The 15861-nt window shown below is 33.2% G+C and carries 12 protein-coding genes and 1 pseudogene; 3 read left to right on the top strand and 10 right to left on the bottom strand.

Going from position 1 to position 15861, the window contains the following annotated elements; genetic code table 11:
* Position 1 precedes the first annotated feature (1 nt).
* Positions 2-1033, bottom strand: a complete 1032-nt coding sequence (locus MHH59_RS27630) for a Gfo/Idh/MocA family protein (protein ID WP_340853171.1) — start codon at positions 1031-1033, stop codon at positions 2-4.
* Between the two features lie 177 nt (positions 1034-1210).
* Here MHH59_RS27630 and MHH59_RS27625 point away from each other — a divergent pair, with 177 nt between their 5' ends.
* The gene (locus MHH59_RS27625) at positions 1211-2158 is read left to right on the top strand and encodes a helix-turn-helix domain-containing protein (protein WP_078205629.1); all 948 of its coding nucleotides are present in this window, start codon (positions 1211-1213) and stop codon (positions 2156-2158) included.
* A 28-nt stretch (positions 2159-2186) separates the two neighbouring features.
* On the opposite strand, the pseudogene MHH59_RS27620 reads toward MHH59_RS27625, so the two are convergent.
* The 8 genes and pseudogenes from MHH59_RS27620 to MHH59_RS27585 form a co-directional block, all read right to left on the bottom strand.
* Positions 2187-2552, bottom strand: a pseudogene (locus MHH59_RS27620) (RNA-guided endonuclease TnpB family protein); the annotation flags it as partial.
* 75 nt (positions 2553-2627) lie between these two features.
* Complete coding sequence (locus MHH59_RS27615) at positions 2628-3554, bottom strand: hypothetical protein (protein WP_340853170.1); 927 nt, start codon at positions 3552-3554, stop codon at positions 2628-2630.
* 9 nt (positions 3555-3563) lie between these two features.
* Entirely contained in the window at positions 3564-4547 is a 984-nt protein-coding gene (locus MHH59_RS27610; RefSeq protein ID WP_340853168.1) for an RNA-binding protein, read from the bottom strand.
* 289 nt (positions 4548-4836) lie between these two features.
* Positions 4837-5130, bottom strand: a complete 294-nt coding sequence (locus MHH59_RS27605) for a hypothetical protein (protein WP_002166832.1) — start codon at positions 5128-5130, stop codon at positions 4837-4839.
* A gap of 5 nt (positions 5131-5135) precedes the next feature.
* Entirely contained in the window at positions 5136-5336 is a 201-nt protein-coding gene (locus MHH59_RS27600; RefSeq protein ID WP_002166831.1) for a helix-turn-helix transcriptional regulator, read from the bottom strand.
* 329 nt (positions 5337-5665) lie between these two features.
* Complete coding sequence (locus MHH59_RS27595) at positions 5666-9163, bottom strand: DNA translocase FtsK (RefSeq protein ID WP_340853162.1); 3498 nt, start codon at positions 9161-9163, stop codon at positions 5666-5668.
* A gap of 17 nt (positions 9164-9180) precedes the next feature.
* A complete protein-coding gene (locus tag MHH59_RS27590; protein ID WP_340853160.1) occupies positions 9181-9573 on the bottom strand; it encodes a hypothetical protein in 393 nt (130 codons plus the stop codon).
* 189 nt (positions 9574-9762) lie between these two features.
* Entirely contained in the window at positions 9763-11046 is a 1284-nt protein-coding gene (locus tag MHH59_RS27585; RefSeq protein ID WP_340853158.1) for a replication-relaxation family protein, read from the bottom strand.
* A 1539-nt stretch (positions 11047-12585) separates the two neighbouring features.
* Between MHH59_RS27585 and MHH59_RS27575 the strand changes: the two genes are divergently transcribed.
* Together MHH59_RS27575 and MHH59_RS27570 are read left to right on the top strand one after the other, a co-directional pair.
* Complete coding sequence (locus MHH59_RS27575) at positions 12586-12999, top strand: hypothetical protein (RefSeq protein ID WP_078205620.1); 414 nt, start codon at positions 12586-12588, stop codon at positions 12997-12999.
* A 14-nt stretch (positions 13000-13013) separates the two neighbouring features.
* A complete protein-coding gene (locus tag MHH59_RS27570; protein ID WP_002069458.1) occupies positions 13014-14468 on the top strand; it encodes a hypothetical protein in 1455 nt (484 codons plus the stop codon).
* 34 nt (positions 14469-14502) lie between these two features.
* Here the strand turns inward: MHH59_RS27570 and MHH59_RS27565 are convergent, their stop codons facing one another.
* Positions 14503-15243 carry a MerR family transcriptional regulator gene (locus MHH59_RS27565; RefSeq protein ID WP_201055017.1) on the bottom strand — a complete coding sequence of 247 codons (741 nt, stop codon included), beginning with the start codon at positions 15241-15243 and terminating at the stop codon, positions 14503-14505.
* Positions 15244-15861 lie beyond the last annotated feature (618 nt).

Raw genomic sequence — 15861 nt, 5'->3', positions numbered from 1 at the left:
CTCATAATGGAATTGTAACAATTTGTTTTGCTTCACTGGATTGTATGGCTGCTAAAATGACTTCTAACGATTTCATTCCTTCTACACCATTAATTAACGGCTCTTTATCAGAAAGGATAGACTCTACAAACTGCTCAATTACATGTGAATTACTTTGACCAACTGCAGCATTCGATTGAATTTTATCAAGCTCATATTTTACAACTTCACCATTTTTATATTGAAGAATGAGTGAGTAAGTCGGATCATCTTCTAGTCGAAGAGTGGCCTTTTCACCATAAATAATTGTTGAATTATCTTCTTTGCTAACGTAAGACCAACTTGCTGCAAGTGTTCCGATAATGCCACTTTCGCTTTTCAACATACATACAGCACAATCATCTACATTCGAAAATGTTTTTGCGCTCGTCTCAACAAAGGCACCAACTTCTGTAATTTCTTCATTAAGAATATACCGAATTAAATCTGCTTTATGTACACCTAAATCACCCATTGCACCAAGAAACGCTTCATCTTTTTTAAAGAACCAGCTCTCTTTTCCATCTACACTCCAATTTTCAGGACCACTATGACCAAATGCTGTACGGAAGCTATATATTTTTCCGATTTCTCCATTTTCAATCAATTGTTTTGTCTTTTGGTGAGAAGTAACAAATCGCTGGTTATGACCAATCATTAACTTTTTACCGCTTTTTTCAGCAGCTTCAATCATCATTTTCGCATCTTTTTTTGACGTCGCCATTGGCTTTTCACATAGTACATGGATACCCGATTGTAAAGCAACGATAGAAATTGATGCATGTAAATCATTTGGTGTACATACACTCACTGCATCTAACTCTTCACAATTGATAAGCTCGTTATAGTCAGTGTACATATTTACACCATACTTATTGGCAACTTCTTTTGCGCGCTTTTTATTACTGTCACAAACAGCCACAATCTGTACATATGGGTTTGCTTCGTATTCTGGTAAATGACGATACTGTGCGATGCTTCCGCAGCCAATAACACCTACTTTTAAAATATTCACTATCATAGCCTCCTTTTGCTTGATTTAAAATTATTATAGAAATTTTTTCACTGAAAAAATATGCTATATATCGTTATGTTTTTATCAAAAGTTGCCTTTTTCTATAAGAAATAAGGCAACTTACTTATCGCATTTTGATAAAGGTGTTATATTCCTAATAAGGAGGTGTAAACGTCTATGTCAGAAGGAATTTGTAATAAGCTTGCTGAAGCAATTGAAGAAAAGGTTATTTATCAAAATCCATTACTATTTTTAAAAGTATGGGACATTGTTATGGAAACCTCTTATAATAATCAAATTGAGAGTGCCCCTTGGCATTATCATGAAGAGATTGAGTTTCTAGCAATTATAGAAGGATATTTAGGTATACAAAATAAAGATAAGTATATTGTTCTTGGCCCTGGAGATGTTTTTATTTTTGGGAAATCTGAGTTGCATCGGTCACATAAACCTTCTGCAGGTTCGTTACACTACGTTGTGTTTCAAGTAAATTTAAAACAACACTTTGACCGAAGCATTATACAATATTTACATTGCTTTTCAGAACAAACAAAATCCTTAAATGAGTTAAACTATATTTTTGAACAAAATGAAGTGGTGAAACATGAGGCTTATGCTCTTATTACAGAAATCTTTACAGAATCAAAAGTGAAAATGAACGGATATGAAATCGCAATTAGTGCTGCCATTAAGAAATTACTTTTATTACTAGTAAGAAATGACACACATAACATATTAAATTATAGTGAACAAGACGACTTTGCTCGTTTAAAACCAGTACTTGATTATGTAGAAGATCATTTAGGAGAAAAGATAACCGTAACCAAAGCATGTGCATTAATAAATTTAAGCTATCATTATTTCATCAAATACTTTAAAAGAATTATGGGTATTTCCTTTTTAGATTATGTGAATTATAAGCGCATCAAACAAGCTGAAAGTTTATTAATAACAAGTGACCTTAGTATTACAGATGTCGGATGCGAAGTTGGAATTGCAAACATGTCACAGTTTTATAAGTTGTTTAAAAAAGAAAATAACTGTTTACCGAAAGAGTTTAAGCAGCGAATACAAAGCATTGAACTACCCCCACTTTCACTTCGTTTAGAAGTGGAGGATTCCTAAGTAAAGAGTTCTATCGAACTCTAATTTATTAGGCTATCCCCGCAGTCCTTGCGGTTAGAAGCTGTATTGCTTCATTCTTTAGATTGATACTTGCGTTAATATCCCTATCATGGTGTGTACGACAAGAAGGGCAGTCCCATTTACGTAGGTTTAGGTTTTTAACGTCTTTGTTTTGATATCCACAACAAGAGCATAATTGGCTTGAAGCAAATGTTTTCGATACGACAATGACTTGTTTGCTGTACCATTTTGCTTTATATTCCAACATGGTTCAAAACTGTGACCATGATACCTCACTAATTGCTTTTGCTAACTTATGATTCTTTAGCATATTCGATACTTGCAAATCTTCTATACCGATAACATCGTGGTTTTTGATGATTTCAAATGATAAAACACGCAAATCATCTCTATTTGTAAAAGTAAACAAGCCACCCTTTAAAAGAAAGCAATAGCTTGTAAGGGTGGCTTAGTTTGTTGCGAATAGCTTTGTATTTAATTGTTTAATCTCCCCTTCTGCAAGAGGCTGATAAAAAGCATGTTGTAATCCTTGAGAATGTAAGGTTTCTCCTATACATAGCAATACTTTACCAGGAATTAAATCAAGTAGTAGATCATTATTAATTTGCTTTGCCTGTTTTTCAGTAGAAACATAAACAACTAAGATTGTAGGATTATTCCCTAAGTCTTGCATAATAACATCTTTCCCGGACTCTACAAAAGTCTTCCATCTAGCGATAATCCGCTTTAATCGATCCTTTGTATCTGATAATAAGGTGGAGTATACAACAAAATTAAATTTACGATCTTCTCCACCGCTTACTACAAAACTTAAAGGAGGGGTGAAAACCCCTTTACTTATAGATGGATGCATAATATGCCCCACATAGGACGGAGCATAGCGTAGATGGCAGAGTAAGTCTATATCATGCCAATAACGTAGGTGAACGTATTTGCCGTGATTATCAAGGCGCTCCGGAGCAAAGTAAAACATATTTCCTTGCCAGTACTTTAAGAGCTTAAACCCATTATCGGATAACGTATAAGCCTCCTCAAGAATTTCCATATCAAAAATCTCTACTTGCCATTTTTCAATGAGACGATAGTAAAGTAGTCCTTGAAGTGCATCATTAATTCTCTTACGCAAAAACTTATCTTTGAATAGATATAATAAATGATTAAAACGAACAGATGTATGAATACCGATGAAAGTTAGTATTGCATGCTGTTCTTCTGTTAAACGCTGCTTTAACGTAACTAATTCGTCATAGGAATGGAATACATAGGTTTTATTCAGACTATGTATCCGATATACCTGAAGTCCCTGTGCGTCCTCATTTGATAAATGTGGGACGGAAGGGAGATATGGAGACATTTGATTCTCTATTGTACGCATAGTCATTCATTAAAATTGAAAGATTGCAGAACTAGATTTTTTACTTTGGCCTTGAGGATAATTTAAAATACGTACAGTTCCTCTGCGATTTTTTGGATCAATATTAAGCAGCTCACATGTAACGATTGTTTGGTTAATTGCATCTTCTGGAGTTGGATTAGCAAGATTACGGCTCTTTAATCCTTTAAATTGAATACCAGGTGCAACTTCTACGAAAATACCAGCAATGGCATCTACACCTACAATTATACCTACAAAACGGTCACGTCGCTTCTTAAGATCTAATAGCTTTTCCATTGGATCTGTTTCTAGTTTCTTTTTATTTCCTCTAAATTCATAGCGGCCGTTCTTTTCTAATACTTTATCGATAATGAGCTCTACAACATCACCAATAATAATATCCTCCGGACGTACAAATGAATGTGACCAATGTGAGTACCTTACCCCTATAGTTACACCATGGACTTCAACCAGAACGGTTTGTGCAGTTGGAATATGACCTGAAACTGTTCCTGTGTATACTTTATTCCCACCTTGTGAGGTTACTTCATCATATAATCTTTTTTGTAATGCGAGCTCTCCTGCTGTGATTGATACAACAGCAAAGTTCCCTTCCTCTGTCTTTTGGAAATGCTCAATGATAACAGGTTTTGTTCTACCAACTAGCCATTGAGGATTTTTAGGAATTGTTATCCCTGCCTCTGTAATAGGGCAATATGCAGTTGTATGGGTACCAATTTGCATCGTAAGTACGGGTATGCGTTCTGATTTACCATTTTTAGTTGGGAACAACTTTTCAGAGACTACTGTAATTAAGCCTTTACCTATAATACGTTCACGTTTCATACGAGCTAACTCTTCTAATTCATGCTCACGTACTCGCTCAAATTGATTAAAGTTTGTTTCTACTTGTGTGTCTCCTACTGTGATTTCTTGTTCAAAAGCCATCCCTAGTTCTTCTGCAATGTGTGTTGTTTCTTTCTCTACTGTCATTCTATTTTTCCTCCTAGAACGTAAAAAAGGACACACCTGTACCGTTGGAATGGTACGTAAGGTGTGTCCTTCACGTAAGTTATGTTTTGTTTATATAATTATTAATTTTAATATAATGGTATTAGGGGATTTATGCAAGTGTTATTTGGATCAACTTCAAATATTTTATGCTGTCCACTTAAGCAAATGCAACTGTTGGTTTAAGGATATTAATAAAATTCATTTTTAAAGAAAAATACTGTTCAATCGTCTAACAGAACATTATAAAACAACTAACTAGTACAATATATCAGTAATTTTTCCTGTTTCTGTTGATAAATATAATAATACTGCCTAGCACACTTAATGAAAGTACAAAATATAACAATAAATCAGGTAGAAATTCTGAAGGAACAATATCTATCGATTGAAAAATAATAATGGCAATGATACCTAAAGATAGGATGTTGTACAACACATTATTTGTTTTATATTGAATTTCTCTTCCTCTTTCGTCTTTTGCTTCATCACTTGATTGAAATTTTATTACATACATCTGACTGATGAATATTAAAACTAAAAATAAAGATTTTAACCACAACATATGTCTCACTCCTCCTGATAATCGAACACGTCAGTTATTGACTTTTCAAATATATTTGCAATTTTAAAAGCAAGAATTAGAGAAGGATTATATTTATTTTTTTCAAGAGTAGCGATAGTTTGACGACTAACACCCACTCTTTTTGCCAGTTCTTCTTGAGTCCAACTTTTTTCTGCTCGACAAACCACAATTTTATTATGTAACAATAGCAACACCTCTTGAAAAGATTGTAATTTATTTCTTACAATTCGTAAAGTATTTTTGACAAAATGTTTTTTGTAATTAAAAATACACACAAAAAATATCCCTTTATACAAAGGGATAAAGTGGTATAACTTTTTTAAAAAAGGTACCTCATTCTTATAAACAGTAAGACTTTATTTCAAAGGTACAGGTGTGAAATTCCAATTCACACCATCTTTAGCAACAATTCTTTTATTAATCGGCAATAAAGCTTTTGTAATAACATCGTGATTTTATTACAAGTCAACATCTCTCATTAATTTCAAAGTATTGTTCTAATTGAAAGGCTATATTAATCAAATATATCGTTTAATTCCTTACTCATCACGTTAGATGTATTTTTCTTAGGTTGTTCATTTCTATATGACAGTGGCTGTGCACCACTATACTTATTTTTCTGTTGAGCCTTGAGACGTTCTTGACGTTCTTTATAGGTCATACGGCTATACTCTTGTTGCTCTTCAGTGTTTTTTGTGTTTTCTACCATGTTTTTTTCTAAGTTTTTATGAACAGTAGCACTAATTGATTCGTAAACTTTTGCAACTTCGTCATCTAGTTTGTTTTCTTCTGTAAAATCTACTGCTTCTATAACTGGAATCAGCTTTTCACCAATATCTGTTTCTGATTCTTCCGCTATTTGCAGTGTATTTACTTCTTCTTGTAACTCCTCTTGGAATGGTTCGGTTTTAATTGAAAGCTCCGTCTCAATTGAAGCATCTGTGTTCCACTCTTGTTCCATTATAGAAATGGATAAACCTTTGTTAAGTTCGGCCACATCCATATCTATTTCATAGGAATCTACTATATCCTCTGGCTTTAGCTCAATTACTTCCTTGATTATTTCTTCAACTACCTCTTCATGTATTTCAGGTGTTACACATTCCAACTTTTGTTGCGTGTCTATGTCATTTAAGACTCCATGACGTTGTAAGGCATCTAATAAGCGTGAGGCACGTGTAGAACCAATATTAAATTTATCCTGCAATGCCGATAGGGAAGCCGCCCTGGATTGCTTCACAAAAATTACAACATCATCATATAAGATATCTTTAAAAAAGCTTGTCTCTTCAAGCGCGGCCTCCTTGTCTTCGCTTGGAATGGCTACTTCTTGAGGAATACTTTTATCGGAATTTGTTTCGTACAAGACGGTAGAATTTATATCAGACGCCTCTGGCGATAGTGGACTACTATTGTCTTTTGAAATTAGAACTTTACGAGGTTCTTTTCCTGTATAGGAGCTGACAACTAGATTTTGTTCTAACTTCTCAATTAATCGCGCTGTCTTCATATAGCCAATCCTAAATTTTCTTTGCAGCAGGGATGGCGAGACTTGCTGTGATTCAATTACGAAGCTTTTAATCTCTTCATATAGAGAAGTGTCCTCTTCATCTTTCTCGTTGTGGCTTGTCTGTTGTTCATTAGCAATGGATGTATTTAATACAACTATATCTTCGACTTCTTTTGTTTCAGGTTCAGATTTATTCTCCTTATAATTATCCAATGAGACAATGTGCTGTTGTCCCTCGTCTGTTCCTATAGAATTGTTCTGCTCCATCGTATCATTCTGTATAGGTGGTAATGGTTCTATTGTTCTCATATTCTCTGCATCTACGTGCTTCATTGGATTTGCTTTAGTAATAGATTCCTTAATTAGAATGAGACGCTCATTTCCCCAATATTGCCCTAGTTCTTCGTCAACTTGAATAATCGCTTTAGCAAACTCTTCTTTGGGTACAAAATTACTTGTGATTTGTTGTACAGGCTGCACATGATTATCTTGTACGATACGAGCAGCACAAATAAATGCACCTTGTGCCATAATATCCCCTGGCGACATAACCACTTCTTTTGTTTTTTGATAGGTTGATCCTAAGCGACTAACGGGATTCTCTTGCATAGGAGAAATACCTTGTTCAGATTCAGATTCTTTAAATTCCTCTTTTTCGCCAAACATGTCAGAGAATATCTTTGCATCATATGGCGTAACATCTCCAAATATCATTTTGTTACGGAATGAGCCCAGCAAGGTAAACATGTACTGCTCTGTGAAATCGAGAGCTAATTGAGATAGTGTTTGGCTTGCAATTGTCAGGATAACTTTATATTTACGAGATTGTGCAGGGAATTCTTTAAACGGGCGCACAACGTAATCTGGAAATTCATCGACAATAATATGATGGTACGGTGATAAGTTTGGTTCTCTACGGAATACAGCATTCTGCATACTAAGTAAGACAAATTTTCCTAATACGTTAGAAAGGTCGGCTAATTCCCCTTTTGCCGTGTTCACTAGTAAAATACCACCTTGCTCTAAGTGGACATCGAAATCAAAATCGGATTTTCCAAATAAAACACGTCGTATCAGTACGTTTGAAGCAAGGTCTTTTAAGATGTTACGTAATCCTTTTACATATTCTTCTTCTCTATCATAATGCATGGGATGTCCGCGGTATTTTCCTTTTTTATAAACCGCTGGTTCACCTTGAGAGTCTGTCTTTTCTCGAATGGTATTATCAAACCACTCGTCTATCCCTTTTATAATTTTATATTCGTTGTTCTGATCCCGGGAAGCAGCGCCAGTTTGAACAAAATCGTATAACTTTTCCACCTGTACTTTTAACAGTTTATGCATACGATGGACACGTTCTACATCATCATACATCTCTATCAAGTCATCGAAGGTTACATCTTTTTGCGGGTTGTGCAGCTTTAATAAATAGATATGTTGCTTAAGGTGGTTACGCTGTGCTTGCTCAAAGAATGCATTGTTTGATTCAGATAAACCTTGAATAACCATCGCGAACACTTCTGCTACCTTATCAACTGGCCCACGCAGAATGTTTATGTTTTTTGTATCTGGATTAGTTGGATCAATATAGTAAACAGAGCTTTCTGGAATTTTGTGTGCTTGAACTAATTTGTATACTTTCTGACATAGATCATTACTAGGTTCAATTACAGTAACGCCATTTAAAAAGGTCCCTTTTACTTCTTCCGTATCATAATCATTTTTTTTATAAGTATTTTCGAACTTATTAATGAAACGTACCATCCAGTGTAAATCTTGATTAATCATTGGAATGATTAAACTAGATGTTTTACCAGAGCCAATCGGACCAATAATGATTCCGTTTAGTGTGCGATCTTTCCCTTTAATACGAACCATTTCTTTATGCTCAATATGAGGACCAATTTCTACATCAGGATATATTTTTTGTTCCTGACTATTAAACCATTTTTGTAACTTATGGTTTTTGTATTCATATTTTTGTACCCATTTTAAAATTTCTTCCCGGTAACGAACAATATGCCCGCTATACCAAAGAGTAAACAAGATCATAAATACAGTCGGTAAAAACACAAATATCATGGTTAATGTGTGGAAATTCCCCGTTAATACTTGTCCTACTGCCTGATATTCACCAAAATTAACATGCGTTGCTTTATCCGTGAGATAAGGGATAACTTTTGCGTGAATAGGAGCAGTTGCAAACCATAAGAATTGGATATCAACTGCGATGTGTGAAGCAATTAGAATGAAAAGTTTCCCATTTTTCACATGTAAAGCTGGAATACGGCTGTAGAAACGAAAACTAAATTCTCCTAGAAATAAAGAGAAGAACATTAAGATAAGTGGTACATATGTAATTTCTATAGGATAAGACGGTGGTTCAAATGCATAGTATAGTAACTTTATATAGTTTATTAAACCGACTCCAAAAGAAATAATAAATGCGCTAATTAGTGTAATAGTTGTAAATAAAGGTAACCTTTGCTTAAACGTATCCATAAAGGCTCACCTATTCCTTACAGAAACAGCTGAGCTTTATGGCGGAATATAAAACGATCTTGTAACTCTGGATTAAATCGCTCTTTTGATTTTTCTAGAAAGAACTTCGCTGCATCTTCAGTCTGTTTTAAATATAGGTCGATACTAGCTTTTTCACAAAGCTTGTCATATTCTTCTTGAGAAAGTACAGCAATATTCACTTCTATTTTCTTAGCAGTTGCAGTTTCAATCAATACGTCGTACCAATAATAATTAGGCTTACCAGGTATTTTAATATCTTGTAGTGAAACGCTGAACTCCGCACCTTCTTCTGTAATATGTTCAAGTACTAGTTCTGGATTTGCTAATGCCTCTCTCACAGAAAGCACTCCCCCATTGGCTGTTGATGCAGTTGTAAATTGCAAATTCATTTTCATTTTCCACCTTTCTCTAAATAAAAAAAGGCAAGCGACACCCACTGTAAAAACAGCGTGTGTCGCTTGCCTTAATTCATATGTTCTGATTTGATTGTAGTTTTAATTATATGTTCAAACGTTATTCTACCACCTTAAATAATGAAAATCAATAAAATTATATAGTGTTATATAAAAAATAATAGATTAATATAACTCAAAAAGTTTACGTCTTTTCGGATGAACGTTATTTGCAGTACGTACCATGATCTGTTCATCCATGTCTATATGGATACTTTCATTTTGGATTGATAGCAGTCGTACATTTTCATAAGTGTCCATCAGAAGAATATCTCTGGGGTTTTCACGTTTAGGATAGATAACTACAAGTGGAACACCGTCATCCCCTTCTCTTCTTGAAAACACGACGTCATCTAATCTAGCGATCATTCGATAATCATTTTCGTTCCCAAAAATAAAGAAGAAATCTTGTATAACGTCTTTGTCTCGCCTATAAGTTCGACGTAGACCGCCATCTATTGGTTCCTTAAATATTTGTACGTTCTCAACAAATGCATAACGCCATTCAGCATCTCCTACTGTACGTTGAGATAAAGGCACAAGAATATCTTGTTCGAAATTTTGGTTGTCATCTTTTCCAAGAATGATATCTGAAATAACGTCTCCAGCATCTTTAAGTGAGCAGACGTACATATTTAGATTAGGTATTGTCGTTAAAAGTTCGTGATACTCCCTCATAGAAAATAATAGATTCTTCATACGTACGTATGGTGGTTCTGCTTCTTCTGCAAGGAACATTGATTTGTCGTACATGACAAAAATAACTGAAACATTGTCCTTCGTTTTTTGAGCATATTCTACATACTTGCCTACTTTTTCAACTAAGGTAGAATTGGTTTCTTTACACATATCCATTTCAATATAGATATTTTTATCTTGATATGAAATGTGTTCATCAGGTATCACCGGTAACTGGCCATCCTCAATTTTCATATTTTTCTTCAGGTAATAAGAGCGGATATCTAATTTATATAAAATCTCATTATTTTGTGTCTTCTCTGTAGTAGCTAGTAGAGTACGAACAAGAACCTCATGTGAACATAAAGTGTGAAGTGAATTTATACGTGAATATCTTTTTTTTGAAGCGCCAGGTGGGAGCTTCCCTATTTCTTTTAAGAATTCAATTATTTTCTCTTTCAAGGAAAATAAAGCGCGTTTTGTTATACTGTCATCCCTTTTATCTATTTTTTTAGTTAGGATAGCACCATATTGGGAGTATCGGTCGAGTTTTGTAAATACGCTTGCTTCTGAACATTCCCTCCCCTCAAATGCACTATATAACGTAGTGATTTGACGTGTTGTAAGGGCTCTTTTGTAATATAAAACTGTAAAAACAAATATGTCTGCTTCTTTTAGATGAAAATATTTTTGGGTACCTGGTCGTTTATATTTATACGGTTTTTTGAACATTATATACACCTCGTATCTTAAATTAAACTAAATAAGTATCATTTTATATATATTAGTACATCTAAATATTGGTTGTAAAACAAGAAAAAATGAATGAGAGGATTTGCCTTCTAGAGATACCTACTCTTGTACTCCAAAGTTGGGATGATAACTTGCTTTATAAATCTGTAGAAAATTATTGATTTAATGGGATTTACGAGATTGTTCTGATTGTTAGGACGGGGTACTGCTAGATACCTAACAAGCATTCAAAAGAAAAATCACTAATAAGGTGATGTTATACCGCCCTAACAAGACGTAGATAGGAATATTAAGATTTTTATGGATTGAAATTATTCAAGAATTATAAAAAGGATTTTGAAAACAAAGAGTGATTTTCTTTCTTCGGTATTAGATTATTAATTTCTTTTTTGTGATTGAGTGTCTACTTCTATTACTGGTTCAGTGCGAGATTCAATTTTTTGTAGGCTTTTCCTTTTGTGTTGAATCATCAATTTACTTAGATGAAAATTAATGTTATTTCTTTCTGAATCAACGGCATGGTATAAATACGTCCATGGGCTCTTTACCTTAATATAGATCCCCATTCACTAAACCATAAAACTACATAATAAATTTTGAGATACCGTCTTTTGTTCATATGAAAATAATGGAGTGAAAATGTCAGAACGATCGAAGTAAATTACTCAATCATTTTAAACTACAAAGTGTTTAAAATGATTGAGTAATTTTGTGGATATGAAATTAACAATCTTCCCTAATAGATTTTTAGGAATGACTGAAATTGATAAGAAATTGGATTCACATGCAGCACCCTTGTTTTTACTGCATACACAGTTGTGCGAATTAATAAAAGAGTTAAGTTAAGTGAAGAAATGCATTAACATAACATTAACAATCCCTTTTCTAACAAGAGATGAATCATGTAAAAGCAAATTGTTAATGAAGGGAAAATGAAGTATGAATTTTTATAGAAACTTAATGGAAGCTTTTAATCAATATAAATAGATGAGTGCAATGTTAATTATTAAAATACAGAACTTTTCCCTCATTATTATATAAGCGGTACATATAATTCTTATACACACAACTTACATGTACCGCTTACTATGTAGTGTTGATGTGAAATTGATATATATAAGAATGGAATTCATTGATATATATAGTGTTTAATGTACGCTGTATATACAAAGTGTATATATAAAATGCACAAGGTTTTGGATTGATAATTTATAAGTTTTATGTTAATAAAATAGAGCTATTTTTTGATATGTTCATTTCATGTAGTCATGATAGTAAATCAATCCTTGTTAAAATGTGAATTACATGAAGTGTGAGATTGATATATCATATATACGCTTTATATATACGTCGTATATAAGAACCTATGTAAAATACGGATTTCTTTTATTAAGAGACTTATAAGTTCTATATATAAGTTTTCTATATAAGTTTTATATAGAATGACTTGATATACGACGTATAATGATGTACTATGTTTCTAGGAATAATTAACCAATGCTTTAAGGGGGGGGCAACTTGAACGAGGTTTTAAGTGAAAAATATCAAACAATCAAGTTTGCAGATGAAGTAGTAAACATGTTTGCTGATATTCTTGAACAAGATGAGATACTATACAGTGTATTTCTATACATAGGAAACGTAGTAAACAAACAATTTCAAGAGACAACATATATGAGGGGCATATCCATTAATGAAATAGTGGAAAATGTAGTTATAGACAGGAGAGTAAAGAAAACAAAAGGAAAATCTTATTCATTAGAAGTTGAACGTACAAATATATCAAGGCGTTCGGCTGAAATAAGTGTGAGTACATTATCATCAATGTCTTTAATTTATGAAAAGACTATGCACCCATATAAATTTTTAATCTTAACTTATAGAGGACAACAAGTACTTATTGAATTAGGGAAAAGAAAAAAAAGTGAATAAGGAGAGATAAAATAATGGCAAAGAACTTTTTGAAGAATGAAGTAGCAGTTAAAATGACGATGATTGGTTTTGGTCAAGCTGGTACTAGAATGGTAGATAAATTTGCGGAATATAAACATACAGACGGAACAGCAGTATATAACTGCTTAGCGCTAAATAGTAATGATGGGGATCTAGCCGAACTAAAAAATGTACCAAAAAGCAATCAAGTTTCACTTAAATTAGGTGGTTTAGGTAAAAACCCTGAGCGTGCGGTAAAGGTTCTTGATTCAAATGATGACGCAAAAGAAAAATTAAAAGAATTTATAACTGAACGTGTAAGACCATCTGATGAACTTGTTTTGTTTTTTGCAGGACTTGGTGGAGGCACAGGAACTTCTACAATCATTAAGGCCATTGAAGAGTTTTCGGCTTTTCATAATAAGCCAGTAATTAGACAAGAATTACAAAAAGTTGCACAGCAATACCCAATGGCTGAAATAAAAGCAAATCAAGCGAAGTTTACGAGAATCGCCTTTGAAAATGCTATTGAACGCAAAGACTTTATAAAAATGGGGATTGTTGTAACACTGCCTGTCCGAGCAGATGGGCCAGATGTATTACGACAAGTAAATAAATTTTCACAGGAGATTTGGAAATTAGCAAATGATAAATCAAAAGGTGTAGCATTTGTAGTATTTGCTGATAACCAGCACTTTTATGATGAATTTAAGAAATTAAATGAAAATGAGAAAAAAGGTATTGCCAATTCACGAGACTATGCAAATCAACGCATTAGTGAGATTATTCATGAGTTAAATACTGCTGCCAATGGATCTGGTACATCTGTAATACTTGATTCTCAAGACTTTAAACGTATTTTACTTGAGAAAACGGGCTGTTTAGTTATTAATAAGGTTTCACGCAATATGAACCAGATAGAAAATAGCCATGCAATTATAGAGATGTTCCAAGAGTCATTAAGAGGAAGCTCATTCCATCCTCCAATTGATTTGATGAAGAAAAATAACGATGGTTCTGTTGAAGCGTCAAGAGTACATCATTTTGGCATGCTGGCTATCTTAGATGAGCAAAAAAACATTGATGATTCCTTTATGGATGATGCTAAAGTAGAAGTTTCAAATAATCTACCTATAAATGGTACTGTTTTTAACGGGTATTTAGTAAGTAAGAATGATTTCTTAGGAAGTGTATATACGTTCTATAAAACTGATGCATTACCATCAAGGTTATCTAAAGGTTTAGTTGAAGAATTTAATGAGTTTAAAGAAAGACAAAGCCAAATTCAGTACACAAAGTCTCAAATTAGTACAATAGAGAATGTAGATGATGATGACGACTTAGGCTTTGCATTTGGAGATTTTATTGATATGGGTAGTGATGAAGAAAATAAAGATGCTGGAGCAAATGAAGATGATGAATTTGCGGATTTCCTAGATCCAGATAAGATGTTCGGTACTACAAAATAAAGAAAAAGTCTGGATAAAGATCCAGACTTTTTTGTTATTCCACAGTATTCATAAGAGATTTTATATAATCAATAATATTATCCTGTATGTACTGCTCAATGAAGAGTTGTTTTCTACTCAAATCTTCCTCTTTTTTAAACCACCCTACTTTTCTAGTACGCTCTTCTTCAGGTTTACTATTCCACAGGCTTTCTGCTTGTTTTCTTAATTCCTGACGTGCTCTATGCTCAATAATGAAATTATCCAGTCTATCTTGGCGTTGGCGTAATTTTATGGTTTCTACATCTTCTGGTTGTGGTAACTGTTTTAGTATATTTTCAACCCTTTCTTCATAATGAGATTCAATATGTTTTATTTTTTCTTCTAACTGCTTAGTTACCATTTTTTCGATAATTTCTGCAGCGGCTTGAAGGTTTAATTCGGTAGATACTTCATTTGTTTGATTCTCTGGTGAAACTGGTCTTAAATCAAACTGGTGTGGTAAAAGGTCAATAATGGCATCTAAAGACCATTTTTCATCTCTTTTTTGTTTTATAAATAGAGCAATTTCAAGATCTAACGTATTATAGAGTTTTTCGTTTGTGTTTTGGGTTCTTAAAGTTTCGTGAAGCCCTTTTTCCTCTAGAATGTTGAACCAATTATAAACAGTATTATGATGACGCCCGACTAGTTTAGAAAATTCAGTTATTCGCCATGCTTTTTCAAAAACAGTATCATTTAATATGTCATCATCATTAGTTTGATGGTCTTGTGATTCGTTTTTTTGGTCAATCACTGTAACTACCTCCTTAAAAATCAACTCATAAACACCCGATTTGTAATTAACATGTAAACTGAAATTGACATGTTAGGCATTATTTCGATAATAATCATGTAAATCCCTACCCATTCAGTAATTGACATGAAATATAAAATTAACATGTAACCGAATGTTTGTTAACAAAACATTAACTGTTAATACGTAATACGCTGGATTTGTTGATATTACTGTTAACTCTAAGTGTCTAAATGGTAATGTTCTATCGATGAAAATACCTATCTTTTATGTTAGTAAGATTAATGATAGTTGCCATGAGATTAACAAATCATGTCACTTAATATTAATGATAAGGAAATATAGGTGTTTTGTAAATAAGTTATAAGGATATAATTAAAGTATACTATGGAAAAACAAGCATACTAAACTAAGGAATTTAAATTATAATGTATAAAAACTAGAAAAAAAGGTAATAATACTAATGTAGTAGTATTATTTGGTGAATTTAAATGTACTTAGCGATATAGGATCAGAATCAAGATAAATAAACTGTAAGAGTTAATTCCCACTCTACGCTGCTATTAATGTGAAATGTACGAGTATTTTAATATGGTATAGGATACTTGGTTGGATTTG

Origin of the sequence: Bacillus sp. FSL E2-0195, from assembly GCF_038003645.1 — a bacterium.
Taxonomy (GTDB): Bacteria; Bacillota; Bacilli; order Bacillales; family Bacillaceae_G; genus Bacillus_A; species Bacillus_A mycoides.
Note: the sequence above shows the minus strand (reverse complement) of the source record. Positions and strands in the feature narration are given on the sequence as shown.